Here is a 25,268-nt window from a genome sequence, read left to right on the forward strand (position 1 = left end):
GCTGCCCCAAATAGCATTTGGGTCAGCTCTTTTATTTTACTTTAAAGCTTTGTTTATGATCAACTTCATCGATTGGGTTGACCTCGATTTTATCCACTTTCGAAAAACGCGGCCCTTTTTCCACAGAAGTCAAAAAAGACCTCATCGCTTTGTCATCGCCTTCCGCTGCGATTTCCACGGTATTGTCTGTTTTGTTATGAACCCATCCGTAAATGGAAAGTTTATCTGCTTCCATTTTTGTGAACTGCCGGAAACCAACGCCCTGAACGAGGCCATGTACGATTATATGCTGTTTCACTGCCGCATTCCTCCTTTATCCATTTCTATACCTTAATGAAATGAACTTCAAACCATGGGTCTGACTCCAGGGACTCTTCTGTTTCTGAAATAACATGAGGGACCCCTTCTTCGTCTGTAGACAGCCAGGTGCCGGAACTGTCCTGAAAAACCGGATATACGTAACCTTCCTGAAACAGGATAGTTCCGTTCTGAGGTTCTATATAATCATGGTGCAGTGCTTTCCATACGGTACGTCTGCATTTTACTAATTCCATCTTTTTCTCCTTTGTATCTTTATATCTTTAGCATTATAGCATGAGTGAGCCGGCAGAAGAAAATATTCAGGCAGCTTCATTAATAACAACGAAAGAAATCCCCCTCATCAAAACCGTGTGGCTTTGACGGGGGGAGGGGATGTTTATAATTTATTATTTTTTTGCCGAATGGTGGCGGTAGGCCGTGTGGTTAACGGGGCCGATATAGCTGTTGAGAGGAAATGAATCTGTAATGGCTGCATGAACAAACTGTTTTGCCAGAGCGATTGCCTCTCTAACCGGTACTCCTTTTGCAATTTCGGCTGTAATGGCTGCGGAAAAAGTGCAGCCGGCTCCATGGGTATACGCGGTATCTACTTTAGGCGATTCCAGCAGTTCAAATGTTTTTCCATCATAAAAAACATCCGTAGAACTGTTTCCGCCAATTTCACCACCGCCTTTGATGATAACAAAAGCCGGGCCTTTTTCATGAATAAGTGCTGCTGCCTGTTTCATATCGTCAATAGTTTTCAACGGGACGGTTCCGGCAATCGAAGACGCTTCAAATAAGTTAGGCGTCACGACAAGAGCCTTAGGAACAAGTGTGTCGCGCAAGTACTGATCCAGTTCAGGATTCAGCGCTTCATCGGTGCCTTTGCATACCATCACCGGATCAACTACTAATTTTTCTACTTTAAATTCTTCTACCTTTTCTGCAACCAGTTCAATTACTTCTTTTGATCCGAGCATTCCCGTTTTGGCTGCGTCTACGCCTATTCCTTTGAGTACGGTCTGCAGCTGGGCTTCCAGGGCGCGGATATCCTGAGGATAAACGGCGTGGAACCAGTCCCGGTCGGGGTCCTGTGCCACAATGGTTGTCAGTGCAGTCATTCCGTATACTTCAAGCTCCTGAAATGTTTTCAGGTCCGCCTGAATGCCGGCACCGCCGCTCGTGTCAGAGCCTGCGATACTGAGTACTTTATTTAAGCTCATATCTATCATCCTTTCTTATATGGCCCATTCGCCATTTTGAAATACAGATTCTTTTGTACCGTCCGGCAGAATGCCTTCAATATTCATTTTATTGCTTCCTACCATGAAGTCAACATGGGTCAGGCTGGTGTTTAAACCGGCCTCCTGCTTTTCCTGTTCGTTCATTGTAGTGCCGCCTTCTACACAGAAAGCATAGGCGCTTCCTATTGCTAAATGATTCGAAGCGTTCTCATCGAAAAGCGTATTGTAAAAAAGGATGCCGCTTTGGGAAATAGGGGAGCTGTGGGGAACCAAAGCCACTTCTCCGAGCCGGTGGGACCCTTCATCGGTATCGATAAGATTGCGGAGAGTGGATTCTCCTTCACCGGCAGAAAAATCAACAATTTTTCCATCTTTAAAATGAATAGTAAAATCATCAATGACATTGCCGCTGTAATTTAAAGGCTTTGTGTTTTTAACATAGCCGTTTACGCCGTCTTTATGCGGAACGGTAAACACTTCCTCGGTAGGCATATTGGCGATAAAATGAACACCTTCCGTATTCGGTCCGCCGCCGCCTGCCCAAATATGATGATCCGGCAGGTCAATTTTTAAATCCGTGCCGGGAGCTGTATAATGCAGCTGCTTGTATTTTTTGCTGTTAAGAATAGCAGATTTGGCCTGAAGCTTTTTGTCATGCTCTTCCCAGGCAAGCACGGGATTCTCAAGGTCGGCGCGGACGGCTTTGAAAATAGCTTCCCACAGCTGCTGCACGGCCTCTGTTTCAGATGCTTCCGGGAAGACTTTTTTAGCCCATCCGGCGGAGGGGGCAGCCGTAACGAGCCAGCTTACTTTATCAGACTGAATATAATTACGGAAATTCTTCATAGCTTCTCCGGCGGCTTTATTGGCAGCGGCCACTTTTCCTGCGTCTGCATCTTTCAGCAGATCCGGATCGGATGATTTCACAGTAATAAAGCGGCGCCTCTTTCTGCCAGCTCTTCGCGTGCTTTGGAATGCCACCACGGATATTCCTGAATAGCCTCCATCGGCGCGTGATCGAGCTTCAGCTTGGCAAGTTGTTCATCGGACCACTCCACGTGGACATTGTGAGCTCCTGCTTCATACGCTTTTTCAGCAAGCACTCTTACAAACTCATATGAATGAATGGGAGCGGCGATGACCAGAATCTGCCCCTTTTGAAGATTGACTCCCTTTTTAATGGACAACGATGCATAATTTTCTAGTTTTGTATTAAAATCTGTCATGATGCTGTCTCCTTTGCGGCTGGATTGGTTGTAATGAAAGTCTGTCAAAATTGTATCATAATATGGACAAAAAAAAGAACGATTGGAACAGCTCCAATCGCTAAAAGGTATTGTACGTATTTAAAAACAAAGAAAACCGGGAGCGGATAGACGAAAACCGGTCCCTTCCCAATGCAGGTACTATCGTATCAAAAGGTAAAATAATACGTAAACCGGGTATGAGTGATGAGCCGTATTCTACTGATATATGCTTGCTCCAGCGGCTGTTTTTATTAAAAATATAACACTAGGAATATTTTGTTCGTTTTATAGAATTAAATGACAAAAAAAGAGCACTGCGGACAGTGTCTTTTTAATGGATATGCACGGTTTCCCTGGAATGGAAATTATGTGCGTCCGCTACAAACCGGGTAGGAACGGACTGGATTTTACTGTTGTATTTTGTAACGGTATTATTATACACACGCTTTGCTTTATCAAGCTTTGCTTCCGATTCTATAAAGAGAGCTTCCAGTCTTTCAAAATCTTTATTTCCCTGTAAGCCTTCATTTTCCTGTTTTTTATCAAATACACTGCGCAGGGATGCAGATAGTGCTTCGTCAGCTCCACAAGCTCTGCTCTTGACTGTTTTCTGGAATCAAGTCCGCTGCGGAGTTCCAGAAGCTTTTCAAGAAGCGCCTGTTCATGACGCATATAGGGCTGGGCAGTGTCTACAAGCTCAGGAATGAGATCGAATTGGCGCTTGACCTGCACTTCCACCTGTTCCCATGACTCTTCCACCAGTTTAAGTATTTGATTAACGCATTAATATCCAATTATCCAGCTTGCTAAAGCAATAACGATAACTATTCCGAGAACGGTCCAAAAAAGGTCACATTCCATCAACCTCCTTTATAGCATGCGGCAGTATTCTGCCTGCAAAAGCATTAGTCTATTATACCACGAGTGCCGGGTGAAAAACACACCTGCCATATAATAGAAAATGCTTTTCCTTTTTAATACGTAATGCCTACCCGTTTTTCTTTCATAGGCGGGATGAAGGAAAGGTGAACGGTGAAAAGCAGCTGTATCGGCTGTAGTGATTTTATAGCCATCTTTAGGAAAAATCTTCTTCGGCACGGATTTTTTCCGTGCTCTTCGCCATCAGGCAGGTAAGTAGGACAGATAATCGTCCAGACGAGGCCGGTTGCTTGCAGCATTTCATATACTTTGGCATGATCCTCTGCGGCCGTCGTACTGCGGCGCTTTGATTCAGAGGAAGCGAAGCGGTACGTTCCCGGTTCTGAGCGTGCATCGAGTATACCTGCTGTACCTATTGTCAGAAGCCTGTTTATATTGTGCGTTTCCATAGCCTCAATAATATGAGGCATACTCTGCTGAAGCGTATTCTGTTTATCGGTGCCAAGGGCGCTGATAACTGCATCCGCTCCTTGAATCGTCTGTTCGACATCTTCTTTATGAAGAGCGTCCCCTTTTATGACCTTTAATAGAGGAGAGGCTGATGTTAATTTCTCAGGAGAACGTGCGAGCGCAGCAACTTCGATGTTTTCTTCCAGCAGCATATCCAAAATGTAGCGCCCGACTCTGCCGGTTCCTCCAAAAAGAGCAATTTTCATACTATACCTACTTTCTCAAAGCTTAATACTACTGTATTTTCCCCTGTTCGCAGCAGAAGAAACATAAAAGCCTGGAAAGATAAGGAAATAAAGCATTCATTATTTCCTGCACCGTATTTGAAAACGTTACCAAATTAAATGGATATCAAATGATAAAATAGAAGTAATCAATGAAAAAATTTCTCCATCCAATCTGAACAAAAGGGTGATGCAGTGTGGATAAGCAGGACTGGTGGTTTCCGACAGATATTCAAATAAAAGCGACAAGGCTGCACAAGTGGATGAGAAAACTTGGCTATACCGACTACGATGCTTTTTATAAAGCCTCGATACTGGATATAAGCTGGTTTTGGAGCCAGGCGGAAAAGGAGCTGGATATTGAATGGTTCCACCATTACAGGTATGCGCTTGATCTTTCTGACGGCTGGAAATGGCCGCACTGGTATGTAAAAGGAAAACTGAATGCTTCTCACAATGCCGTATTTAAATGGGCGGAAAAGGAGGATACCAAACAGGGCACGGCTCTGAAGTGGGAAGGGGAAGACGGAGAGCAGGAACAGTATACATTTGAGGAGCTCACAGCTGCCGTTAAACGGGCAGCCAATGGATTGAAGCATTCAGGAATAAGCAAAGGCGATGTAGTTACGCTGTATATGCCGATGATTCCGGAAACCGTTATTTCCATGATGGCTCTCTCACAGATCGGTGCCGTTTTCTCGCCCGTTTTTTCAGGGTACGGGGCGGAAGCCGTAGCGGCAAGAATGGATGCTGCTGGTTCTTCTGTTTTGATTGCGGCCTCCGGCTATACGAGAAAAGGCCGTCCGGTTTTAATGAAGAAAGAGGCGGACCGGGCGGTCGATTTATCCGAATCCGGAAAAACGTTGATCATTGTAGAGCGGGAGGATGACGTAGAAATCCGGGATAAGATAGATATAACCTGGAAAGACATTATAAATCATTCCCCGCTTGATAAGGTTCATAAAGCGAAAAGCGACGAACCGTTTATGCTGCTCTATACATCAGGTACCACCGGAAAACCTAAAGGAACGGTTCATACACATGGCGGTTTTCCTATAAAGGCGGCATTTGACGCAGGTCTGTGCATGGATGTGAAAAAAGGGGATACGTTCTGCTGGTATACAGATATGGGATGGATGATGGGGCCGTTTCTTGTGTACGGAGCTCTGATAAACGGCGCCTGTTTAATGATGTATGAAGGCGCACCTGATTATCCGGAACCGGATCGACTGTGGAAGCTGACAGAATCAGCAGGTATTACCCACTTGGGAGTCTCTCCGACTCTCATCCGTTCTCTAATGCAGCATGGTAAAGAATGGACAGAAAGAAAAGACCTGTCCTCTCTTAGAGTGATAGGATCCACCGGAGAGCCATGGAACCCGGAACCGTGGAAATGGCTGTTCCGGACAGCCGGCAGAAGCAGAATTCCTATCATTAATTACTCGGGAGGCACAGAAACATCCGGCGGCATTTTAGGAAATCTCCTATTAAAGCCAATCGGTCCGGCTACTTTTAACAGTGCCATTCCGGGTATGGCGGCGGACGTATTCAATGATGACGGCCAGTCGGTAACAGATGAAGTGGGAGAACTGGTAGTGAAAAAGCCGTGGGTCGGCATGACATCCGGTTTTTGGAAAGAGCCTCAAAGGTATGAAGAAGCTTATTGGAAAAGATGGAAGGATATCTGGGTCCATGGGGACTGGGCAATAAAGACAAAAGAAGGCTACTGGACCATTACAGGAAGATCGGACGATGTGATGACTATTGCCGGCAAGCGGGTGGGGCCCGGCGAAATCGAATCGATTCTGGTGGAACATTATGCAGTAAAAGAAGCGGCTGCCATCGGGATCCCTGATGAGAAAAAAGGGGAGGCTCTTGTATGTTTTATTGTATTAAATGAAGGAAACCAGCCGGATAAAAAAATCATTGAAGAAGCAGGAAGACGCTGTGAGAGCAGTATGGGAAGGTCACTTGTTTCGGACGATCTTCCAAAGACAAGAAACGGTAAAATTATGAGACGAGCGGTTCGCTCTGCTTTTCTAAATGAAGAAACAGGTGATTTATCGGCTCTTGAAAACCCGCAGACTCTTGAGGATATTAAAGAAAAAGCAGGGAAGATGTAGATTTTCACGACGGCAGTTTCCTTATAAAGAAGCTGTCGTTTTTATCATGCCAAAAGTGAGAGTTTCGCATTTTCGTCTTATAAACTTTCTTTCAAGACCTTGAATTTTCCGTACTATTTAGTATAATTATCTTAATTCCGATATAACCAATGTGTTTTATTAGAAAAACAGTTTGCTGATAAATAAAGAGAATAGATGCCTGCGTAAGAAGGCTCTTTCCAAGCAAAGAGTCTTTATTTTTTTCTGGAAGCCGCTTTTTATAAGCAGAGACTCCGGTGGAAAAATAGATACTTTACCCGTTGTTTATTGAAAATTGTTATAATGAGTGTCGCTGCTGTTTATCGTAAATAAAGCAGTTAACATATAAAAATATCTTTGTGAGGTGGATCTCTTTGCAGCTTCAGGTAATAAATAGTCCTTTTAACCAAGAACAAACAGAGCTTTTAAACAAAGTTCTTCCATCGCTTACGGAAGAACAGAAAACGTGGCTGAGCGGATATCTGGCAGCGTCCCAGGCAGCATCTGCAGGAACCACAGCAGTAGCAGAAGCGCCGCAGACATCCCAGGCCCCTGCAGCAGAGCCGGTCTCCAAAGAAGTAACCATCTTATTTGGTTCCCAGACTGGAAATGGACAGTCGATAGCAGAAGAAATGTCTAAAAAGTTAGAAAATCAGCAATATGAAGTAACCCTCTCTTCTATGAATGATTTTAAAGCGAATACGTTGAAAAAAGTAAAAAATCTACTCGTTATTGTGAGTACCCACGGGGAAGGCGACCCGCCCGACAACGCTGTGTCCTTCTACGAGTTTTTAAATGGAAGAAAAGCGCCTCAGCTTCAGGAACTGCAGTATTCAGTATTATCCCTCGGAGACAGTTCATATGAATTTTTCTGTCAGACGGGTAAAGAATTTGATACGAAGCTTGCTGAACTTGGTGGAAAGCAGCTTACGGAACGTGTCGACTGCGATGTTGATTTTGATGAAGATGCCGCAGAATGGATGGAAGGCGTCATTACTGCCCTGAATGAAAACCAGGCTGCTGCTTCTGCACCTTCTGCTTCCCAAACGCCGGACAGTGCAGTAGAAACAGAGCAGACGGCATACTCCCGTACGAATCCGTTTAAAGCAGAGCTTCTGGAAAGCCTGAATTTAAATGGCCGTGGATCAAATAAAGAAACCCTTCATCTCGAGTTGTCGCTTGAAGGATCCAATCTTGAATATGAACCCGGCGACAGTCTGGGCATTTTCCCTGAAAATGATCCAGTGCTGGCTGACCAGGTTATTGAGGAAATGGGATGGGATCCGGATGAAACCATACAGCTGAACAAGCAGGGTAAAGTAAGCTCCCTCCGTGATGCGCTTATTACTTATTACGAAATTACAGTGCTTACCAAGCCGATGATGGAAAAAATTGCCGGCCTTTCCGAAAATCCTGAGCTTCTAAAGCTTACACAGGAAGGAAATGAGAGTAAGCTTAAAGAGTATATTTACGGCAGGGATCTTCTGGATCTGCTCAGGGACTTCGCGCCATGGAAGGCATCAGCTTCCGAGTTTACAGCGATTCTTCGTAAAATTCCGCCGCGTTTGTATTCCATCGCAAGCAGTCCTTCGGCAAATCCGGAAGAAGTGCATTTGACGATTGGTAAAGTCTGCTATGATTCTCATGGAAGAGAACGTACCGGTGTCTGCTCCGGCCAGACGGCAGAGCGCTCGGAGCCGGGCGATGAATTTTCTGTTTATGTGCAGCACAATCCCAACTTCAAACTGCCGGAAAGTGCGGATACCCCTATCATTATGGTAGGACCGGGTACTGGAGCTGCACCGTTCCGTTCCTTTATGGAAGAGCGGGAAGAGCAGAATATTGAAGGCAACAGCTGGATGTTTTTCGGCGAACAGTATTTTGTCAGTGATTTCCTCTACCAGACAGACTGGCAGAAATGGCTGAAAAACGGAACGCTTGCTAAAATGGATGTGGCTTTCTCGCGTGATACAGAAGAGAAAATCTATGTGCAGCACCGCATGCTTGAAAAAAGTAAAGAGTTTCTATGAGTGGATAGAACAGGGTGCAGTGTTATATATTTGTGGAGACGAAAAGAACATGGCGCACGACGTTCATCAGACCCTTCTGCAGATTCTGAAAGAAGAAGGCGGCATGAGTGAAATGCAGGCCGATGAATACGTTGCAGAGATGCAGCAGCAGAAAAGATATCAGCGTGACGTGTATTAAGGCATATAAAGGAGAGTTATAATTCATGGCTAACAATAAATTAGCTCCGGTTGATGGTCCGCCGAGTGACGTAGAACGAATAAAAACGGAAAGTAATTACCTGCGTGGAACGCTCGTAGAAACACTGGAGGACAGAATCAGTGCCGGCATCCCGGACGATGATAACCGCCTGATGAAATTCCACGGCAGCTATCTTCAGGATGACCGGGACCTCCGTAAAGAACGCCAGCGCTCAAAGCTGGAAGCGGCATATCAATTCATGCTGCGTGTCCGTCTGCCGGGAGGAGTAGCTACTCCTGATCAATGGCTGATGATGGATAAGCTTGCCTATCAATATGGGAATGAAACCCTCAAGCTGACGACACGCCAGACGTTTCAGATCCACGGCATATTAAAATGGAATATGAAAAAAACCATCCAGTCTATCAATGAATCTTTGATGGACACGGTGGCCGCCTGTGGAGATGTAAACAGAAACGTAATGTGTACCCCAAATCCATACCAGTCGCAGATTCACGAGGAAGTATATGAATGGTCCAAGCGCCTGAGTGATGATCTGCTTCCGAAAACAAGAGCGTATTATGAAATGTGGCTGGACGAAGAAAAAATCATGGACAGCGATTCAGAAGATAATGCAGAGCCTATGTACGGCGAAACCTATCTTCCCCGTAAGTTTAAAATTGGTATTGCTGTTCCGCCATCAAACGATGTGGATGTCTTTTCACAGGATATCGGCCTGATAGCGGTAATTGAAGACGGAAAGCTGGCCGGCTTTAATGTTTCTCTGGGCGGCGGCATGGGCATGACCCACGGCGATACGGCGACGTATCCGCAGCTTGGCAGAATCGTTGGTTTCTGTACGCCTGAAAAAATTGTTGATTTAGCTGAAAAAGTAATTACGATCCAAAGAGACTACGGTGACAGAAGCGTAAGAAAATACGCCCGTTTTAAGTACACCATTGACCGTCTCGGCCTGGAGAATATCGTAGAAGAGCTTCACAGCCGGCTCGGCTGGGAACTCGAAGAAGCACGCTCGTATGAATTCGAAAGCAGCGGAGACCGCTATGGATGGAGCAAGGGCCATAATGGAAGATGGCACTTGAATTTGTTTATCCAGAACGGCCGTATTAAAGATACCGAAGACTATAAGCTTATGACAGGACTTCGTGAAATTGCTGAACTTCATACAGGAGAGTTCCGGCTGAGCGCGAATCAAAATCTAATCATCAGCAATATTACGACCCAGAAGAAAAAGAAAGTAATGGAAATCGTAGAAAAATACGGTTTGACAGACGGTGAGAATCAGTCTGCTCTTCGCAGAAACTCTATGGCCTGTGTAGCCTTTCCGACGTGCGGACTGGCAATGGCTGAATCAGAGCGCTATCTGCCGTCATTAGTCGACAAGCTTGAAGAACTGCTCGATCAGTCCGGACTCAGCGATAAAGAAATTATTATCCGCATGGCGGGCTGTCCCAACGGCTGTTCCCGGGCAGCACTCGGAGAAATCGGCTTTATCGGAAAAGCACCCGGTAAATACAATATGTATCTTGGAGCCGGCTTTTCGGGAGAACGACTCAGCAAAATGTACAAGGAAAATATCGGCGAGGAAGAAATATTGGAAAGCCTCCGTCCCTTATTCGATCAATATGCTAAAGAGCGTGAAGAAAATGAGCATTTCGGTGATTTCGTTATCCGTGCCGGTTATGTAGAAGAAGTAACTTCCGGTACTAATTTCCACCGCTGAACTATGAATTTTAATCATGCAGCAAATAAAAAAGCCTTCACCTGAAAATGGTGGAGGCTTTTTTATGGATCGGTTCAGGTGATGAAAAGGGATTGAGTTTCCTTTTAAAGGGTATAGGTAAACGGCAGCTAAATGACAAAGGAGTTTTTATTAATGAAGCAATTGAAACTTGGTACGAGCAGTCTGGAAGTGCCCAACATTGGTTTAGGATGCATGCGCATAAAAGACCTGTCCAAAACAGAAGCAGAAAAAGTGATTAGAAACGCCATGGATGCAGGAATTAATTTTTTGATCACGCGGATATATACGCAGATGAAAACGTACAGGCAGATACTGTATTTGCAGAAGCGGCAGGAATGAATGACGATCTGCGGGAAAAGATGATTATCCAGACAAAATGCGGCATCCGCAGCCGATCATTTGATTTTTCCAAAGAACATATTATTGAATCCGTAGAACAAAGCTTAAAGCGGCTGAAGACCGATTATATAGACGTCCTGCTGCTGCACAGGCCGGATGCTTTAGTGGAGCCTGAGGAGGTAGCAGAAGCCTTCAATGAATTGGAAGAGAGCGGAAAAGTAAAGCATTTCGGAGTCAGCAACCAGAACCCAATGCAGATTGAATTGTTGAAAAAACATGTAAAGCAGGATTTAATCGCAAATCAGCTTCAGTTCAGCATTATGCATTCAGGGATGATTGATGCAGGGCTTAACGTAAACATGAAGAATACACCTTCCATTTCCCACGATGACAGCATTCTTGATTACAGCAGGCTTCATGATATGACGATTCAGGCCTGGTCTCCGTTTCAATACGGAATGATGGAAGGCGTATTTGTCGATAACGACAAGTTTCCTGAGCTGAACAAACAGCTCCGCGAAATAGGGGACCGTTACAACATCACTCCATCAGCAGCAGCTGTGGCATGGATTTTAAGGCATCCAGCCGGTATCCAGACCATAGCAGGCACAATGAACACAGAACGCCTCACAGGCATAGCAAAAGCCTCAGACGTGATGCTTACAAGACAGGAATGGTATGACATCTACCTTGCAGCCGGAAATGAGCTGCCAAAACAAAAAAAGCACCAGCCTCTCGGGAGGCTGGTGCTTTTTAAATGACGCTTTATTAGTTCAATACTGTTACCTTAACGCTCTGGCGGCCGAATGAGAATGCATCGGACTTAGTAGGTACGTGAAGGTCAATGCGGTTGCCTTTGATAGCTCCGCCAGTGTCAGCTGCGATAGCTGTTCCGTAGCCTTCAACGTGTACTTTAGAACCAAGTGGGATAACGCTAGGGTCTACAGCGATAACTTTTTTGTTAGGGCTGTTACGAAGGTCTGTGCCGTTAGCAGTAATACCGGAGCATCCTGCGCAGCCTGCAGTGTATGCAGTAGCTTCCATAGTCATAGACTGTCCTTCAGGCGAAGAAGTCTGTTCTGAAGAAGTGTTAGCAGATGCTACAGCTTCTTTTTCTTTTGGAGCAGATTCACTTGAAGTAGACTCGGAAGGTGCTTTTTCTTCAGCTGGTGCTTCTTCTTTAGAAGACTCTGATTCGCTGGATTTAGTTGTGCTTGCGGGAGCGACATCAGATCCAGAATCAAGGGAGTTTTCTAAAGCAGAGCGTGTGTTAGGTCCAACTACTCCGTCAACGTTAATGTCGGCGCTTGCTTGAAGTTCTTTAACTCCAGAAGCTGTAATAGAACCGAAAATGCCGTCAATTTTGTAATCATATAGTCCAAGGCTCTGAAGATCTTCCTGAAGCTCTACAACGGCTTCGTTGGACTGACCTTGCTGAATGTAAGAATCTGTTGAAGCTGCATCACTATCTGCGGGAGAAGCAATAAATAATAGAGTACCTACTGCTGCTGTTACTATACCTGTTTTTAAACGGGGACTTGAAAATTTCATCGAAACACTCCTTATGTTTTGTTTGGGTTACTTGCCGAGTACGAATATATCTAAAAAAAGAACAGGTTACAATACGTTTTTTGATAATGAAATACAACTGAAATAAATGTTAAGTTTCTGTCATCATCCGAAACTACTCATACTTTTCTCCCTATATGCTCAAGAATAGGGGTTTTGAAAGTTGGTGGGAAATATTTTAAAAATCTTTGTAATCGTAATGATATATTTAGAAAAATCAATATTATAAATGGATGCATTGATTATCCAAATGCTGAGAATAATAGGAGGCAGCCTGTTATTTTCGACTCAGGTGAAAGCAGTAAACGCCCAGCCATTTTGCAGGCACAACGACTCTTTGGACCGGGACTTCGTCTCGATATACATTATTTATAAATAATATGAAAAATAATGAAAAAGAGGGATGTAAAAGCATGCAAAACGGGGTACAATAATAGAGAACACGCTGCAGTGAATATTTCACGTGCCTGATGAAGTATATCAGTATACTTTCAAGCCGGAAAATATTTTGGAAGCTGCTGCAAGGTTGCGGGACCATGCACAGTTCTCATTATCCGCAGCGTACCAATTACTATATCTGTGAAAATGAAATCATCTTTTCCCGGGTTGCGGGACCTGAAAAAAGGTGAAATGACCACTCTTTATGTTCCGTGCTGAGCAGTCGGGGGACTTCTGCACACGGACAGGTTACATCAGTGAACGGAAGCTTTTCTTCCTATAAGAAAAGCAGAGCATTACTAAACAGCTTTGTTTCAGCGGATCAGCCGCTGCAGCAGAGCTGTTTTTTTTCTTTATGAAGGGATCCGGACATATTAGTGTTTTACCTAACCCTGTTTGGTGGTACATATAAAGGAGTGTATGATAAATACATAAAGGAGGAGTGAACGATGAATATAGCTGGAATTATTGTATTAATAGTTGGAATTGTCTTTGCCATATTAGTACTGGTGCTTATGAAGGTACTGCTTAACGTAGCTTCAACGCTCAAGGGCATTAACGAAACGGTAAATAAACTGCCTGAACAGGTTGAACAGGGCGGTGCCCAGGTTAATGATATGTTCAGTAAAGCAAACAGCGCACTGACAGAAGTAAACAAGCAGATTGCTTCGTATGCACCAATTGTGTACATTGTGGCAAATGCAGGAGAAAGAGCGAGAAACGAATCCTCTTCTCTGGTTGATATGACCATGTCCTTAAAAGGCGGAAGTGCCCAGGGAACAGATGTAGAAGGCCGCAACAATCTCGGTACTGTTTATGAATCAGCACTGGCAGGCTACTATTTGTTTCAAAAACGAAATGCCGTAAAAGCAGGTCTAGCCAATACAGCAGAATAATTATCCTGCTTATGCTGCCTATTAAAAAAAGACAGGAAGCCTGCTTCCTGTCTTTTTTTAGATGAGGCTGGTTATAATAAGTAAGTCCTAACAATTTGAAGGAGGATTTTATGAATAACTTTTCGTTTTACAACCCAACCAAATTAATTTTCGGTAAAGATCAGCTGGAGAAGCTCCAGACTGAGCTGCCTAAGCACGGAAAGAAAGTGCTGCTCGTTTATGGCGGCGGCAGTATAAAGAAAAGCGGATTATATGATGATATTATCCAGGAACTTCATCAAATGAGCGCAGAAATTTTCGAATTATCCGGCGTGGAGCCAAACCCGAAGCTTACTACCGCTGAAAAAGGTATTGAAATCTGCAAACGGGAAGGGATAGATGTTCTGCTTGCAGCCGGCGGAGGAAGCGTTATTGACTGCACGAAGCTGATTGCAGCCGGCGCAAAATACGACGGCCCGGCCTGGGATCTTGTAACAAAAAAAGCTTCTGCAAAAGAAGCTCTTCCTTTCGGAACAGTGTTAACACTGGCGGCAACAGGCTCTGAAATGAATGCCGGCTCCGTTATTACAAACTGGGAAACCCAGGAAAAGTACGGATGGGGCAGCCCGGCTGTATTTCCTGATTTCTCCATACTTGATCCGGAATATACGAAAAGCGTACCTGAAGACCAGACGGTGTACGGTATTGTAGATATGATGACGCACGTGATGGAGCAGTACTTTAATAATGCGTCCCACACGCCTCTTCAGGACAGAATGTGCGAATCGGTTCTGCTGACTGTAAAAGAAGCAGCACCGAAATTAATGCAGGATCTGCAGAGCTATGAGCACCGCCGATTCTTTATTCCGGTACCATAGCGCTTAACGGTATGCTGCAGATGGGATACAACGGAGACTGGGCATCGCATAATATAGAGCACGCCGTATCGGCGGTTTATGACATCCCGCATGCAGGCGGCCTGGCTATTTTATTCCCAAACTGGATGAAGCATAATGTCCAAGTCAATCCTGCCCGCTTCCGCCAGCTCGCTGTCCGTGTATTTGGCGTAGATCCATCCGGCAAAACGGATGAAGAAGCTGCGATGGAAGGCATTCAGAAGCTCCGTGAATTCTGGAGCAGTATTGGAGCGCCGGAGCAGTTATCCTATTACGATATTGATGACTCCAAGCTGGACGTTATCACGGGTAAGGCGATGATTAACGGCGAATTCGGTAACTTCAACTCTCTTCAGCAGGATGATGTAAAAGCGATTCTGCAGGCTTCTTTGTAGGAAATACGAAAGCCCTCTAAACGGTGAAGCCGTTCAGAGGGCTTTTTTTATGTTTCCGGATGATGGTCTTCGTATACGTGATAAAGCATCAGATCATGAATCTGCGCTTTTATCTTTTCCTGTTCTTCCTGCGTGAAAGAATCGATGGGAAGCTCCATGCTGCCATCTTTAAAGTAACTTCCATTAATGTGTTCTCCTTTATAATAGAAGGAGACAGCCCATTCACGGTTAATCCAGTTGTTTTTTATTTCTTTCCATTGAAAGTGGCTGATCATTCGTATCTCTCCTTTACTGCGTTATACTAATATCGTAGCATATTCCTTTTCCACGCCATAATTCACTGCAATTGCTTGCCTGAAAAGCAGTGGATTGGTAAAGTATGATTGACCCGTAAGCGAGTGAAACAAAGGAGATACAAATTATGAATGCCATACTGTTAATACTAATCATGATAGCAATGGGAGCAATTATTGGAGGCGCAACCAACTCCCTGGCCATTAAGATGCTGTTTCGGCCTTATCAGGCTGTATATATAAAAAATTGGAGAGTTCCATTTACGCCGGGTCTGATTCCAAAACGAAGAAAAGATATGGCAGAGCAGATGGGGCGGATGGTCGTTGATCATCTGCTGACCCCGGAAGGAATGCAGGAGAAATTCAATGAAAGAGGATTTCAAAAGCAGGTCATACAAATTCTGCAGCGGGAAGCAAAAGGATGGATGCATTCAGAACGCTCCGTGGCGGACCTGCTAAAGCAGTATGCAGGCGTCACCGATGCCCGCGGAAAGATGACAGCTTATTCGGAAGAATGGATAGATAAAAAACTGCAGATGTTTATTTATCATAACCAGGAAAAATCCATTGATGACATGCTGCCGCCGGAGTGGAAAATTTCAGCAGAATCATATTTTGATTCCTTTGCAGCAAGAATAGCGGACAAAGGAGCCCGTTACTTTGAAAGCGATGCAGGAAGAGTTCAGCTGGAAACGCTGCTGGAGAAATTTCTGCAGGGGAAAGGGTCCGTATTTAACTTTCTCAGCTCCATGTTCGGCAATGATAAAATCCTCGATAAGCTCCAGCCTGAACTGGTCCGGTTTTTCAGGGATCCTTCCTCGGCCATGTTTTTCAAAGGATTTATTATTAAAGAATGGGAAAAGCTGCTCGACCAGCCGGTATGGAAAGCCGGTGCCCAGTTAAATACGAAATCAGTGGCGCGGTATTCCGTGAAAGCATTGAATCGGGAGCTGACGGTACTCGATCGTCTGGATATGCCGATTGCAGAGTGGGCGCCTTCCTATGAAGAGCACATTATTAATAAATGGATCCCCGAGCTGTGGATCAGGTGCAGCCGGCATTGTCTGCAAAGCTGTTGAGCGTATTTGATTATCTGGAGCTTGAAGATGTTATCCGGGAGCGGGTCGATACATTCTCGTGGGACGTCTGGAAGCGATGGTGCTCGCGATATCAGGAAAAGAATTTAAAATGATTACGTATCTAGGAGCCCTGCTTGGCGGGTTTATCGGCGCGTTTCAAGGATTGTTTGCGTTATTTTTTTCATAAATGTAGTCGAAATACGTGAATTTCCCAGGTGAGTCTGTTATGATCGTACAAGATTGTTTTAAAGGAGGTCATTAGTTATGTCAAATGTTTATGATAAAGCACACGAACTATCCCGTTCTTTGCGTGATAGCGATGAATTTCAACAGCTTAAAAATCTTCATGTTCAGGTAGAAGAAGATGAAGTGGCTAAGCGTATGCTCGATAACTTCAGAAACGTGCAGCTTGAACTGCAGCAAAAGCAGATGCAGGGCCAGCAGCCAACTGAAGAAGAGATCACGCAGGCTCAACAGCAGTTTGAAATGGTTCAGCAGCATGAGGTTATCTCATTGTTGATGGAGCAGGAGCAGAAAGTAAGCACAGTCATCGGAGATGTAAACAAAATTATTACAGAGCCGTTGGAAGAGCTTTACGGAAACCCGGACGATCCAGAAAACGTTCAATAGTATGAAAGAAAAACCCCTTTTCGGAGGGGTTTTTTTCAAATAAAAAATCAAACAATCCAACCATGCCGGGCAAATTGATGAACAAAGGAGCAGAACAGTATGGTGCACTATATATTAAAGGTGTGGAGGAAAAAGAAAAGCAGAACTTCCAGCACACCGTCGATCTTTACGGCAGACAGCTCAAGTGACCGAAGAGCAGAATGAAGATACGGAAATGACGCTGTCCTTTTCTTCGAGCCGCGATCAGACGAGAGGAACCCTGCACGGAGAAGAGGCGGAGCTTTCCTATACTTATTATCCATCAGCTGCGTTTACGCAGGAGGCTCCCGACAGTAAAGAAATCAAAAGAAGAAAACTCCACGTAACGGTTCAGCTGTTAAACAAATGGTTTCATACCGAACAGCCGTGGGGCTGTTAACAGGGATGCGTCCGACGAAGCTCTGGCATCAATGGCACCAGGGCGGAGCGGGACCGGAAGATATTAAACACTGGCTGCTGGAAGACTATATTGTGACTCCGGAAAAGGCAGAGCTTTTAACGAGTATTGCCCTTAAGCAGCAGGAAGTGCTTCCGGATATTTACGAGCTTTCCAAAGGTGTCAGCATTTATATAGGGATTCCGTTCTGTCCGACCAAATGCGCGTACTGTACGTTTCCTGCCTATGCGATGAATGGCCGGAACGGATCGGTCGTAACGTTTCTGGAAGGCCTCCATTATGAGATGGAAGAAACGGGCCGCTGGCTTAAGGAGAACAATGTACCGGTCGACACGATTTATTTCGGAGGCGGCACGCCGACGAGCATCACTGCCGAAGAGATGGATGCCTTATATAGTCATATGTATGAGGTGATTCCCGATATAGAAAACATCAGGGAGATTACCGTAGAGGCCGGACGGCCGGATACGATTACTCCGGAAAAGCTGGACGTATTAAAAAAGTGGAATATTGACCGGATCAGCATTAATCCACAGTCCTTTACGAATGAAACGCTGAAAGCGATCGGACGTCATCATTCGGTGGAAGAGACGATTGATAAGTATAAGCTGGCCAAAGTCCACGGCATGAATAATATTAATATGGACTTAATTATCGGTCTGCCGAACGAAGGCATGGAAGAGATGGCCCACAGCCTCGCAGAAACAGAAAAGCTGCTGCCGGAGTCTGTAACCGTTCATACGCTGTCGTTTAAAAAAGCATCGGAAATGACGCGCCAGAAAAACAAATACAAAGTAGCGGAGCCGGCGGAAGTGGAACAGATGATGAATCTGTCCTCGCAGTGGATGGCCGATCACAGCTATGAGCCTTATTATTTGTACCGGCAGAAAAATATACTCGGCAACCTGGAAAACGTCGGGTATTCCTTTAAAGGCAAAGAGAGCCTCTATAATATTATTATTATGGAAGAGCTGCAGACGATTATCGGACTTGGCTGCGGCGCGGCAAGCAAGTGGGTGGATCCGGAAACGGGCCGCATCACACGGTTTGCCAATCCGAAAGACCCGATCTCCTATATTCAGTCGTACGGTGAATATACGGTGAAAAAATTAGATACCCTTTCCGGGCTGTTTCCAGCTTCCCAGAAAGCATAAAAAAAGACTGTTCCTTAAGAGGAGGAACAGTCTTTTTCTATGAATATTATTTTATATAACGATGTTCTCTTAAACTATTCAAGCTGTTGATTTCCTGTAATAGTTTTTCGCCGATATTCGTTTCTCTTACTTTTTTACGTTCCAGTTCTTCATCAACCAGTCTTTTTACAGAAAAGACATCTGTTTCTTTTGTTAACACGTCTTCTTTTGAGTTAAACAGTTGATGAGCGACGAGCTGCATGCCATAGGAGTTGTATAAAAAGGGTGTATCCGGCTATTCCTGTGGTGGACTGGTACGCTTTCGAGAATCCGCCATCAATAACAATCATCTTTCCATTCGCTTTGATTGGATCTTCTCCATCAATTTCCTTTACCGGCGTATGTCCGTTGATAATACGTCCCTGATCGGGATTGAGATCAAACTCAGCCAGCATCCTTCGGCACATTTCCTCATCTTCACGCAGGTAATAGTAAGGATTTTTCGCTCTTTGTGTGTTTCTTTTTCTTTAATGAAATACCGTTCAAAGGTAGTCATTTCTCTTTTACCAAATAGAGAGGAATTTTCTCCTGTCCACAAGTACCAGATCATATCGGTTGCAAAGTCATCTGTATCTTCCGGGTGGGCAAAGGCATTCCGCACATAGCGTTCGAAAACATCGAGCAGTTCACGGCCGGCATAGGTGGTGCCTTCAATTTCCATTTCTTTCATGCTTCCGTCTTCATCTAAAGGAATACATCCATGGATCAGCAGATTTCCGTTATATTTTAAATACAGGCCGCCTTTCTTCATGAGAAAGTCCATATGTCTGGTCAGTTTTTCGGAATGCTGAATAGAGAAGAGCAGTTTATCAATAACCTGTTGTTCTTCCTCTAATAATTCTTCAGGCCGTTCCGGATTAATAGTCGCAAAACAAGGTTTTTCCAACGAGTACGTTTTGCCATGAAGGGTCACTTCATTGTTTTCATAATCGACTTTCTCAAGCAAGAGCCGATCTTCCATATTTAAGCAGGGGCGTCTTTTAATAATGGGACTTTCGAGTTTAAACTGAATGATAGAAATGGCCTGATGAATCTTAGTAATCTGAAGCTGTTCCTGCTCGGTCAGTTGTTCCCCTGCATTACGCTTCGGACGAAACGCCGGATTATCATCATAATATTTCTCCGCTAGGTTCAAAAGAGGCGCAGATTAATGCCGTACACATCTTCAATAATATCGAGATTGTTATAACGCGCGCAGATCCGGATAATATTTGCCAGGCAGACTTTAGAGCCGGCAAAAGCGCCTAACCATAAAACATCATGGTTTCCCCACTGAATGTCTACAGAATGATGATGAATGAGCGTATCCATAATTTTATGCGGATCCGGCCCCCGGTCATAAATATCTCCTACTACATGAAGATGGTCCACTACCAATCGCTGCGTCGTGTAGGCGAGTCCAATAATCAATTTGTCGGCCTGGCCCAAGGAAATAATACGTTCAAGCATTTTCCCGTAGTATTCTTTCTTGTTTTTGAACTCATCGGTTTTATATAATAATTCTTCAATAATATACACAAACTGATTGGGAAGCGCTTTACGTAACTTTGAACGAGTATATTTGGAAGACGCATAGGAAACAAGCTTCAGCATGTGTGCGATGCTGTCTATGTACCAATCCCGCAGTTCCTGTTTGCTGCTGAAATTACTTTTTACTAACTGCAGCTTCTCTTCCGGGTAATAAATCAATGTCGCAAATTCATTGATCTCCCAATCGGCCAGTTCTCCTTTGAAAAGATCGATAATTTTCATTTTTACATTTCCGGAGCCGTTACGCAGTACATGCTGAAACGCGTGGTACTCCCCGTGTAAATCACTTACAAAATGTTCCGTCCCCTTTGGAAGGTCAAGTATGGCTTCAAGATTAATAATTTCAGTGACGACTTTTTCTTCACTTTCATATTTCTGGGCAAGCAGATCTAAATACTTTAAATTTTCCATTAGGCCACCCCTCTCAACATTCGTACTCCCATTTCCAGTAAAGATAAGTCCATCCTTAATGAATGCAATATCCCCATTTTATTAGTAGCAATTTTCTGTATATCTTTAGTTTATAGCAGATATTCTACAAGGGCTAGTGAAATAACAAGAATATTTTTACAGTTCATCAAGAAAGGAGGGGAAGCATAAGTAAAAAAAACAATATGGCTGAAAAATGGAATAAATTTCTTTTTTTCTTTAAATGGATTTCCTCTCTTGATAAAGTAAAGAGGAGTATATCCATGCATAAGAGGTTTTACGGTGAATACAAAATCAGGGAGGAAAAAAATGTACTATTTTAAGGATTGGATCATATCCAATTAGCGGCGCCAAAAGCTGCAGAAGAAGAAGCGAGAGAATTCTTTGCAGGAATATTAGGAATGGAAGAGAGACCTAAGCCTGAAAACTTAGCGAAACGAGGCGGGGTTTGGTTTCAATGCGGCAGCCATCAGCTGCACATTGGTATACAGGATGAATTCAGCCCTGCCAAAAAGGCCCATCCAGCTTTGAAGTGGACCATCTGGAAGAATTAAAAAAACGAATACAGGAAAAAATATAGAAGTAATAGAAGATGAACCATTACAAGGGGCAAACCGATTTTACATACACGATCCTTTCGGAAACCGCCTCGAGTTCCTGGAATGGGTGTAAATTAATTCGGTTTAATAGCTTTTGCTGTAAAGATGATATAAGCAGGGAAAACAAATATCTATTAGATAGAGATTTCTTAGAAAAAATGAAGGCCATAGTGAAGAGGTGTTAAAATGCTTTCCATTTATTTCTATACCATAGTCATTTCTTTTATTGCGGCAGGCGTTGTTTTCTTTATTAAAAATGCTGCAAAAATGAACGGGAAATATCGTCTGCTGACGCTCACAATAGGAATAATATCATTAGGTTTATTCTCAGCTGGTTTTATAACTCCCGGGCTCGGTTTACCGGTATATTCTTAGCGCAAATAGCTATTATTTCTATGCGATTTTCTTTTTAATGTCTGTTCTTTATCCAGAGAATAAAAAAGACAGTGGTTAAAGAGCAAGAGGTACTAATAGAGAGAGTAATATACAATCTAACTTTTAATAAGTTTATTATTATACAATTAGTGGAAAACAAAAAATGGTACAATATACTATTTTTTTGGGGTTTTTCTTTTGAAGAAATTTGCAATGGTAAGTTTAGCAGGTGCAGTAGCATTAGGCATGGCGGCTGGTCCAGCTACCTCATTAGCTTCTACACACGAAGATCCAAGCACAACAGATTATTCTGATGTAGATACCGGACATGAAGAATTTAATGAAGGTTTTAATATTTATTTAGCGTTAACTAATGGAGATGTTATCCTCCGGCAAGGAGATCAAAGAAGCGAATATGTTTCTGATGTTCAGCGGTTATTGGATACTCGAGGATTTTCAACGAATGTGGATGGCATTTTCGGACCAAACACAGCGGATAGTGTGAGAAGTTATCAGGATACTTATGGATTAACTGTTGATGGTGTCGTTGGTCCAAATACGTATCAAAGTTTATCCGAGCTTCATCCATACCCTAATGAAATATTCCGATACGGAGACAGGGGCGAGTATGTCATGGAGATTCAGCGATTTCTAACGGAAGAAAGAGGAATGGAAATGGCTGTTGATGGCATTATGGAATAAACCGAAAGAAACATTCGTGTGTACCAGGAACACTCCGGCTTGCAGGTCGATGGAGTGGTAGGACCAGAAACCTGGGATTCCATATTCACTTACGTACGATAAACTATTTATCTGAAAAAAAAGCTGTCCTTTAAGGGCAGCTTTTTTTTAATCGCAGATGGTGAAATTAAGCTAGACAACATAAAAAGGTGCGCGTGGGACACTCAACATGAATTTCCAATTAAAGAAATTATAGGAGTGATCACAAGTGACCTATATGGAGGAAGCCTATATATCCCATGTAGCCTCCAAACGAAATCATATCCCCAAGAAAGTTATTAGCCAATCACACACCGTTGGAAATAGTTATGATTACTTTAGGATTTAAATTGATTATATAGTTTCTTTGACATTCTTTTTGAAATCTTATAGAATTCGATATAAGATATGTTAATAATACTAATGTAAAAAATAAAAGTAAGTTAATATGACTAATGAGGTTTTTATTTTTTAGAATTAGTAATAGAGAAGAGGGATGTTTTTTGGGAAAAGAAAAAATAGTTAGGAAAGAAAATAATCATGAAAAACTTACTCGCAACAACCAAATGGATAAGTATTCTTTAATTGATACAGAAAGTTTCAATCCAGAATTTCATATATAAATCCAAAATGAAGCATTTGAGGTATTTGAAATGTTTTTTTAATAACAAATGTAAGCGGTTAATTGAACTGGAGAATTATATGACTGGTTTTATTAAAGATTAACTCAAACTTCAATTCAGAGAATAAACTCAATTAATTTTTCCCAAAAAAAGTGCTGTCCCCACAAGTTAAAATTTGCGATGTATCGAGTTGGCTGATCGATGTTCGGTAATTAACCGTGCTTCGGCCAGTCAGTTTTAATTTGATACAGTCTTGATTGTAATAATAAATAAAGACCACCAGCCTGCTTATGAGCTTTTTACAAGAAACATGGGCTTTTCCATCGCGGGCAGCTTTCCTAGACCTAATAGGGAAGATATGATTTGGCTTGTTCTGGCATCAATTCTCCAACAACGTTTCGTATAGAAACTTCATAAAACATAAGTGCAATAATTTTATATGATAAATAAGGGAGTGTTTTTTTATGAAAAAAGCAGCAGTAATTGGAGCGGGCACTATGGTAGAGGAATTGCTTATTCATTGTCGTTAAACGGCTATCAAGTGAATCTTAATGACGTAAGTGTTGATACTCTAAAAGACGCTGAACTAAAGATTGAACAGGACTTAAAGAAAAGTTTAGAGAGAGGATATATTACTGCAAGTGATATTGAAAGCAGCTTGAAAAATATTTCATTCAGCACAAATTTAAAAGATAGTGTAGAAAACGCTGATTTTGTTATAGAAGCAGTTTTAGAAGAAATAAACTTAAAAATTAGTATTTTTCAAAATCTAGATAAGTATTGCAAGCCAGAGGCCATTCTGGCTACCAATACATCCACGATGAGTCCAACAGAAATAGGAGCTGCTACTTCCAGGCCTGATAAAGTAGTGGCCATGCATTTTTTTAATCCGGTGCACAAGATGAAATTGATTGAAGTCGTCAGAGGGTTGGATACCTCGGATGAGACGGTGGAAGCAGTGAAAAAGATAGCTTTTAATATGAACAAAGAAGTCGCGGAAGTAAACGAATTTCCTGGTTTTGTTACTTCCAGAATGAACTGTTTAATTGGAAATGAAGCAATGAATATGCTTATGGAAGGGGTGGCTTCAGCAGAGGACATTGATAAAGCCATGAAGCTTGGATTAAACCATCCTATGGGACCGTTGGAACTGGCTGACCTTGTTGGTCTAGATTCAAGATTAAGAAATATGGAATATTTATACCGGACGTTGGGAGAAAAACCGGCCCTCGCCACTTCTTATTAAATATGTTAAATCAGGAAGACTTGGAAAGAAAAATAAAGCCGGATTCTATAACTATGAGTAATAGGAGAGGAGTGTATGTCTAGTAATATTTTAACTACAATCAAATTTTGACTTGAAGTATTTTGGTGAAGGGTGTCTGAAAATCTTTCTTCAAGCTTTGTCTTGATATATGCCTGTGTACAGAACTTATACTATTACTGCTTCATTCTTAAACTACAAATTAAAATTTTACAAGGAGGACATTCATTTGAAAAATGCAGTTATTGTTGATTCCGTGCGTATACCTATAGGTAAATTAGGCGGTACCCTTGGAGGGGGACCGTAGATAAACTAGGGGAACATGTTATTCGATCTCTTATTTCCAAAACGCGGAATTTCAAAAGATGTAATTGAAGAAGTAATTATTGGTCAGGCGAAGCAAAGCGCAGATGTTTCCAATGTTGCACGTGTTTCCTCGCTTCGGGCAGATCTACCTGCAACCATTCCGGGATATACAATACACCGGCAGTGCGGTTCTGGAGTGCAGGCTGTGAATTCGGCTGCTCAACAGATCTATTCTCATTTAAGTGATGTTATTATTGCAGGCGGGGCAGAATCTATGAGCACTGCGCCTTATTATGTCAATGGTGTGAGATTTGGAGTGAAAGCAGGAAATGTAGAGCTGAAAGATCCTAATACAGCCAGTCAGCCGGGATCTCAGCCAATGGAACAGTATGGAGATCTGAATATGGGAATTACTGCTGAAAATGTAGCTGATAAATATAATATTACAAGAGAAGAGCAAGATGAATTTGCTCTAATGAGCCAGGATAGAGCAAAAAAAGCTATTAAAAATGGTTATTTTGATAAGGAAATTATTCCGTATTCAGTGAAATCAAAAAAAGGGGATATAGAATTTAAAGTAGATGAGCATCCAAGAGATACAACGCTTGAAAAACTAAAAAAATTAAAGCCTGCTTTTAAACAGAATGGATCAGTGACAGCGGGTAATGCCAGTGGTCGTAATGATGGAGCAGCTGCATTGCTGGTTATGTCAGAAGAAGCAGCTGAAAAGAATGGTCTTCAGCCTAAAGTGCGTATAG

18 protein-coding genes and 8 pseudogenes are annotated in these 25,268 nt (G+C 42.9%); 16 read left to right on the plus strand and 10 right to left on the minus strand.

Annotated features, from left to right (window positions below; translation table 11 throughout):
* Window positions 1-31 precede the first annotated feature (31 nt).
* From MMY81_RS19100 to MMY81_RS19125, 7 genes and pseudogenes are all read right to left on the minus strand, one after another.
* Entirely contained in the window at window positions 32-298 is a 267-nt protein-coding gene (locus MMY81_RS19100) for an acylphosphatase (protein ID WP_120193547.1), read from the minus strand.
* 25 nt (window positions 299-323) lie between these two features.
* Window positions 324-554: a hypothetical protein gene (locus MMY81_RS19105; RefSeq protein ID WP_120193546.1), complete on the minus strand. Its 231-nt coding sequence runs from the start codon at window positions 552-554 to the stop codon at window positions 324-326.
* A 153-nt stretch (window positions 555-707) separates the two neighbouring features.
* On the minus strand, window positions 708-1,526 hold the full coding sequence (pdxK, locus tag MMY81_RS19110) for a pyridoxine/pyridoxal/pyridoxamine kinase (protein ID WP_252314096.1): 819 nt from the start codon (window positions 1,524-1,526) through the stop codon (window positions 708-710).
* Between the two features lie 15 nt (window positions 1,527-1,541).
* Window positions 1,542-2,773: pseudogene (locus tag MMY81_RS19115) on the minus strand (aminopeptidase).
* Window positions 2,774-3,125: 352 nt separating this feature from the next.
* Window positions 3,126-3,353, minus strand: a complete 228-nt coding sequence (locus tag MMY81_RS35515; RefSeq protein ID WP_374562354.1) for a LemA family protein — start codon at window positions 3,351-3,353, stop codon at window positions 3,126-3,128.
* Entirely contained in the window at window positions 3,269-3,553 is a 285-nt protein-coding gene (locus MMY81_RS19120; protein ID WP_252314097.1) for a LemA family protein, read from the minus strand. Before MMY81_RS19120 ends, MMY81_RS35515 begins: the two co-directional genes overlap by 85 nt.
* Before the next feature lie 215 nt (window positions 3,554-3,768).
* Window positions 3,769-4,389 carry an NAD(P)-dependent oxidoreductase gene (locus MMY81_RS19125; RefSeq protein ID WP_252314098.1) on the minus strand — a complete coding sequence of 207 codons (621 nt, stop codon included), beginning with the start codon at window positions 4,387-4,389 and terminating at the stop codon, window positions 3,769-3,771.
* A gap of 215 nt (window positions 4,390-4,604) precedes the next feature.
* On the opposite strand from MMY81_RS19125, the gene MMY81_RS19130 reads away from it, so the two are divergent.
* The 4 genes and pseudogenes from MMY81_RS19130 (at window position 4,605) to MMY81_RS19145 (ending at window position 11,621) form a co-directional block, all read left to right on the plus strand.
* A complete protein-coding gene (locus tag MMY81_RS19130; protein WP_252314099.1) occupies window positions 4,605-6,530 on the plus strand; it encodes an AMP-binding protein in 1,926 nt (641 codons plus the stop codon).
* Window positions 6,531-6,922: 392 nt separating this feature from the next.
* A pseudogene (locus tag MMY81_RS19135) lies at window positions 6,923-8,756 on the plus strand (assimilatory sulfite reductase (NADPH) flavoprotein subunit).
* 25 nt (window positions 8,757-8,781) lie between these two features.
* Window positions 8,782-10,500 (plus strand): assimilatory sulfite reductase (NADPH) hemoprotein subunit, encoded by a 1,719-nt coding sequence (gene cysI, locus MMY81_RS19140; RefSeq protein WP_120193540.1) that lies wholly within the window; start codon window positions 8,782-8,784, stop codon window positions 10,498-10,500.
* A gap of 153 nt (window positions 10,501-10,653) precedes the next feature.
* Window positions 10,654-11,621, plus strand: a pseudogene (locus MMY81_RS19145) (aldo/keto reductase).
* Window positions 11,622-11,628: 7 nt separating this feature from the next.
* Here MMY81_RS19145 and MMY81_RS19150 read toward each other — a convergent pair.
* Window positions 11,629-12,411 (minus strand): 3D domain-containing protein, encoded by a 783-nt coding sequence (locus MMY81_RS19150; RefSeq protein ID WP_252314100.1) that lies wholly within the window; start codon window positions 12,409-12,411, stop codon window positions 11,629-11,631.
* 905 nt (window positions 12,412-13,316) lie between these two features.
* On the opposite strand from MMY81_RS19150, the gene MMY81_RS19155 reads away from it, so the two are divergent.
* Together MMY81_RS19155 and MMY81_RS19160 are read left to right on the plus strand one after the other, a co-directional pair.
* Window positions 13,317-13,763, plus strand: a complete 447-nt coding sequence (locus tag MMY81_RS19155) for a DUF948 domain-containing protein (RefSeq protein WP_120193537.1) — start codon at window positions 13,317-13,319, stop codon at window positions 13,761-13,763.
* A gap of 110 nt (window positions 13,764-13,873) precedes the next feature.
* A pseudogene (locus MMY81_RS19160) lies at window positions 13,874-15,033 on the plus strand (iron-containing alcohol dehydrogenase).
* Window positions 15,034-15,080: 47 nt separating this feature from the next.
* Here MMY81_RS19160 and MMY81_RS19165 read toward each other — a convergent pair.
* Complete coding sequence (locus tag MMY81_RS19165; RefSeq protein WP_120193535.1) at window positions 15,081-15,308, minus strand: DUF5342 family protein; 228 nt, start codon at window positions 15,306-15,308, stop codon at window positions 15,081-15,083.
* Window positions 15,309-15,454: 146 nt separating this feature from the next.
* Here MMY81_RS19165 and MMY81_RS19170 point away from each other — a divergent pair, with 146 nt between their 5' ends.
* The 4 genes and pseudogenes from MMY81_RS19170 to MMY81_RS19185 form a co-directional block, all read left to right on the plus strand.
* Window positions 15,455-16,405 (plus strand): DUF445 family protein, encoded by a 951-nt coding sequence (locus MMY81_RS19170; RefSeq protein WP_252314101.1) that lies wholly within the window; start codon window positions 15,455-15,457, stop codon window positions 16,403-16,405.
* Window positions 16,406-16,463: 58 nt separating this feature from the next.
* On the plus strand, window positions 16,464-16,592 hold the full coding sequence (locus tag MMY81_RS19175) for a DUF445 family protein (protein WP_252314102.1): 129 nt from the start codon (window positions 16,464-16,466) through the stop codon (window positions 16,590-16,592).
* A 77-nt stretch (window positions 16,593-16,669) separates the two neighbouring features.
* Window positions 16,670-17,035 carry a YlbF/YmcA family competence regulator gene (locus MMY81_RS19180; RefSeq protein ID WP_120193533.1) on the plus strand — a complete coding sequence of 122 codons (366 nt, stop codon included), beginning with the start codon at window positions 16,670-16,672 and terminating at the stop codon, window positions 17,033-17,035.
* Window positions 17,036-17,366: 331 nt separating this feature from the next.
* Window positions 17,367-18,625: pseudogene (locus tag MMY81_RS19185) on the plus strand (coproporphyrinogen III oxidase); the annotation flags it as partial.
* A gap of 46 nt (window positions 18,626-18,671) precedes the next feature.
* On the opposite strand, the pseudogene MMY81_RS19190 reads toward MMY81_RS19185, so the two are convergent.
* A pseudogene (locus tag MMY81_RS19190) lies at window positions 18,672-20,605 on the minus strand (fructose-1,6-bisphosphatase).
* Between the two features lie 344 nt (window positions 20,606-20,949).
* On the opposite strand from MMY81_RS19190, the pseudogene MMY81_RS35520 reads away from it, so the two are divergent.
* From MMY81_RS35520 to MMY81_RS19215, 6 genes and pseudogenes are all read left to right on the plus strand, one after another.
* A pseudogene (locus MMY81_RS35520) lies at window positions 20,950-21,295 on the plus strand (VOC family protein).
* Window positions 21,296-21,408: 113 nt separating this feature from the next.
* Window positions 21,409-21,597, plus strand: a complete 189-nt coding sequence (locus tag MMY81_RS19200; protein ID WP_252314103.1) for a hypothetical protein — start codon at window positions 21,409-21,411, stop codon at window positions 21,595-21,597.
* Between the two features lie 198 nt (window positions 21,598-21,795).
* Window positions 21,796-22,299 carry a peptidoglycan-binding domain-containing protein gene (locus MMY81_RS19205; RefSeq protein WP_252314104.1) on the plus strand — a complete coding sequence of 168 codons (504 nt, stop codon included), beginning with the start codon at window positions 21,796-21,798 and terminating at the stop codon, window positions 22,297-22,299.
* Window positions 22,300-22,311: 12 nt separating this feature from the next.
* On the plus strand, window positions 22,312-22,401 hold the full coding sequence (locus MMY81_RS35525; RefSeq protein ID WP_374562356.1) for a peptidoglycan-binding domain-containing protein: 90 nt from the start codon (window positions 22,312-22,314) through the stop codon (window positions 22,399-22,401).
* Between the two features lie 978 nt (window positions 22,402-23,379).
* Window positions 23,380-24,247 (plus strand): annotated as a pseudogene (locus MMY81_RS19210) (3-hydroxyacyl-CoA dehydrogenase family protein).
* 279 nt (window positions 24,248-24,526) lie between these two features.
* On the plus strand, window positions 24,527-25,268 hold a 742-nt coding region (locus MMY81_RS19215), incomplete at its 3' end, for a thiolase family protein (protein ID WP_252314105.1).

The sequence above is a fragment of the Sinobaca sp. H24 genome (assembly GCF_023845525.1).

Excerpts from the sequence above, each read along its gene's own strand:
- MMY81_RS19105 (WP_120193546.1), bottom strand. The coding sequence starts at position 554 with ATGGAATTAGTAAAATGCAGACGTACCGTATGGAAAGCACTGCACCAT.
- pdxK (WP_252314096.1), bottom strand. The coding sequence starts at position 1,526 with ATGAGCTTAAATAAAGTACTCAGTATCGCAGGCTCTGACACGAGCGGC.
- MMY81_RS19125 (WP_252314098.1), bottom strand. The coding sequence starts at position 4,389 with ATGAAAATTGCTCTTTTTGGAGGAACCGGCAGAGTCGGGCGCTACATT.
- cysI (WP_120193540.1), top strand. The coding sequence starts at position 8,782 with ATGGCTAACAATAAATTAGCTCCGGTTGATGGTCCGCCGAGTGACGTA.
- MMY81_RS19150 (WP_252314100.1), bottom strand. The coding sequence starts at position 12,411 with ATGAAATTTTCAAGTCCCCGTTTAAAAACAGGTATAGTAACAGCAGCA.
- MMY81_RS19155 (WP_120193537.1), top strand. The coding sequence starts at position 13,317 with ATGAATATAGCTGGAATTATTGTATTAATAGTTGGAATTGTCTTTGCC.
- MMY81_RS19165 (WP_120193535.1), bottom strand. The coding sequence starts at position 15,308 with ATGATCAGCCACTTTCAATGGAAAGAAATAAAAAACAACTGGATTAAC.
- MMY81_RS19170 (WP_252314101.1), top strand. The coding sequence starts at position 15,455 with ATGAATGCCATACTGTTAATACTAATCATGATAGCAATGGGAGCAATT.
- MMY81_RS19180 (WP_120193533.1), top strand. The coding sequence starts at position 16,670 with ATGTCAAATGTTTATGATAAAGCACACGAACTATCCCGTTCTTTGCGT.
- MMY81_RS19200 (WP_252314103.1), top strand. The coding sequence starts at position 21,409 with ATGCTTTCCATTTATTTCTATACCATAGTCATTTCTTTTATTGCGGCA.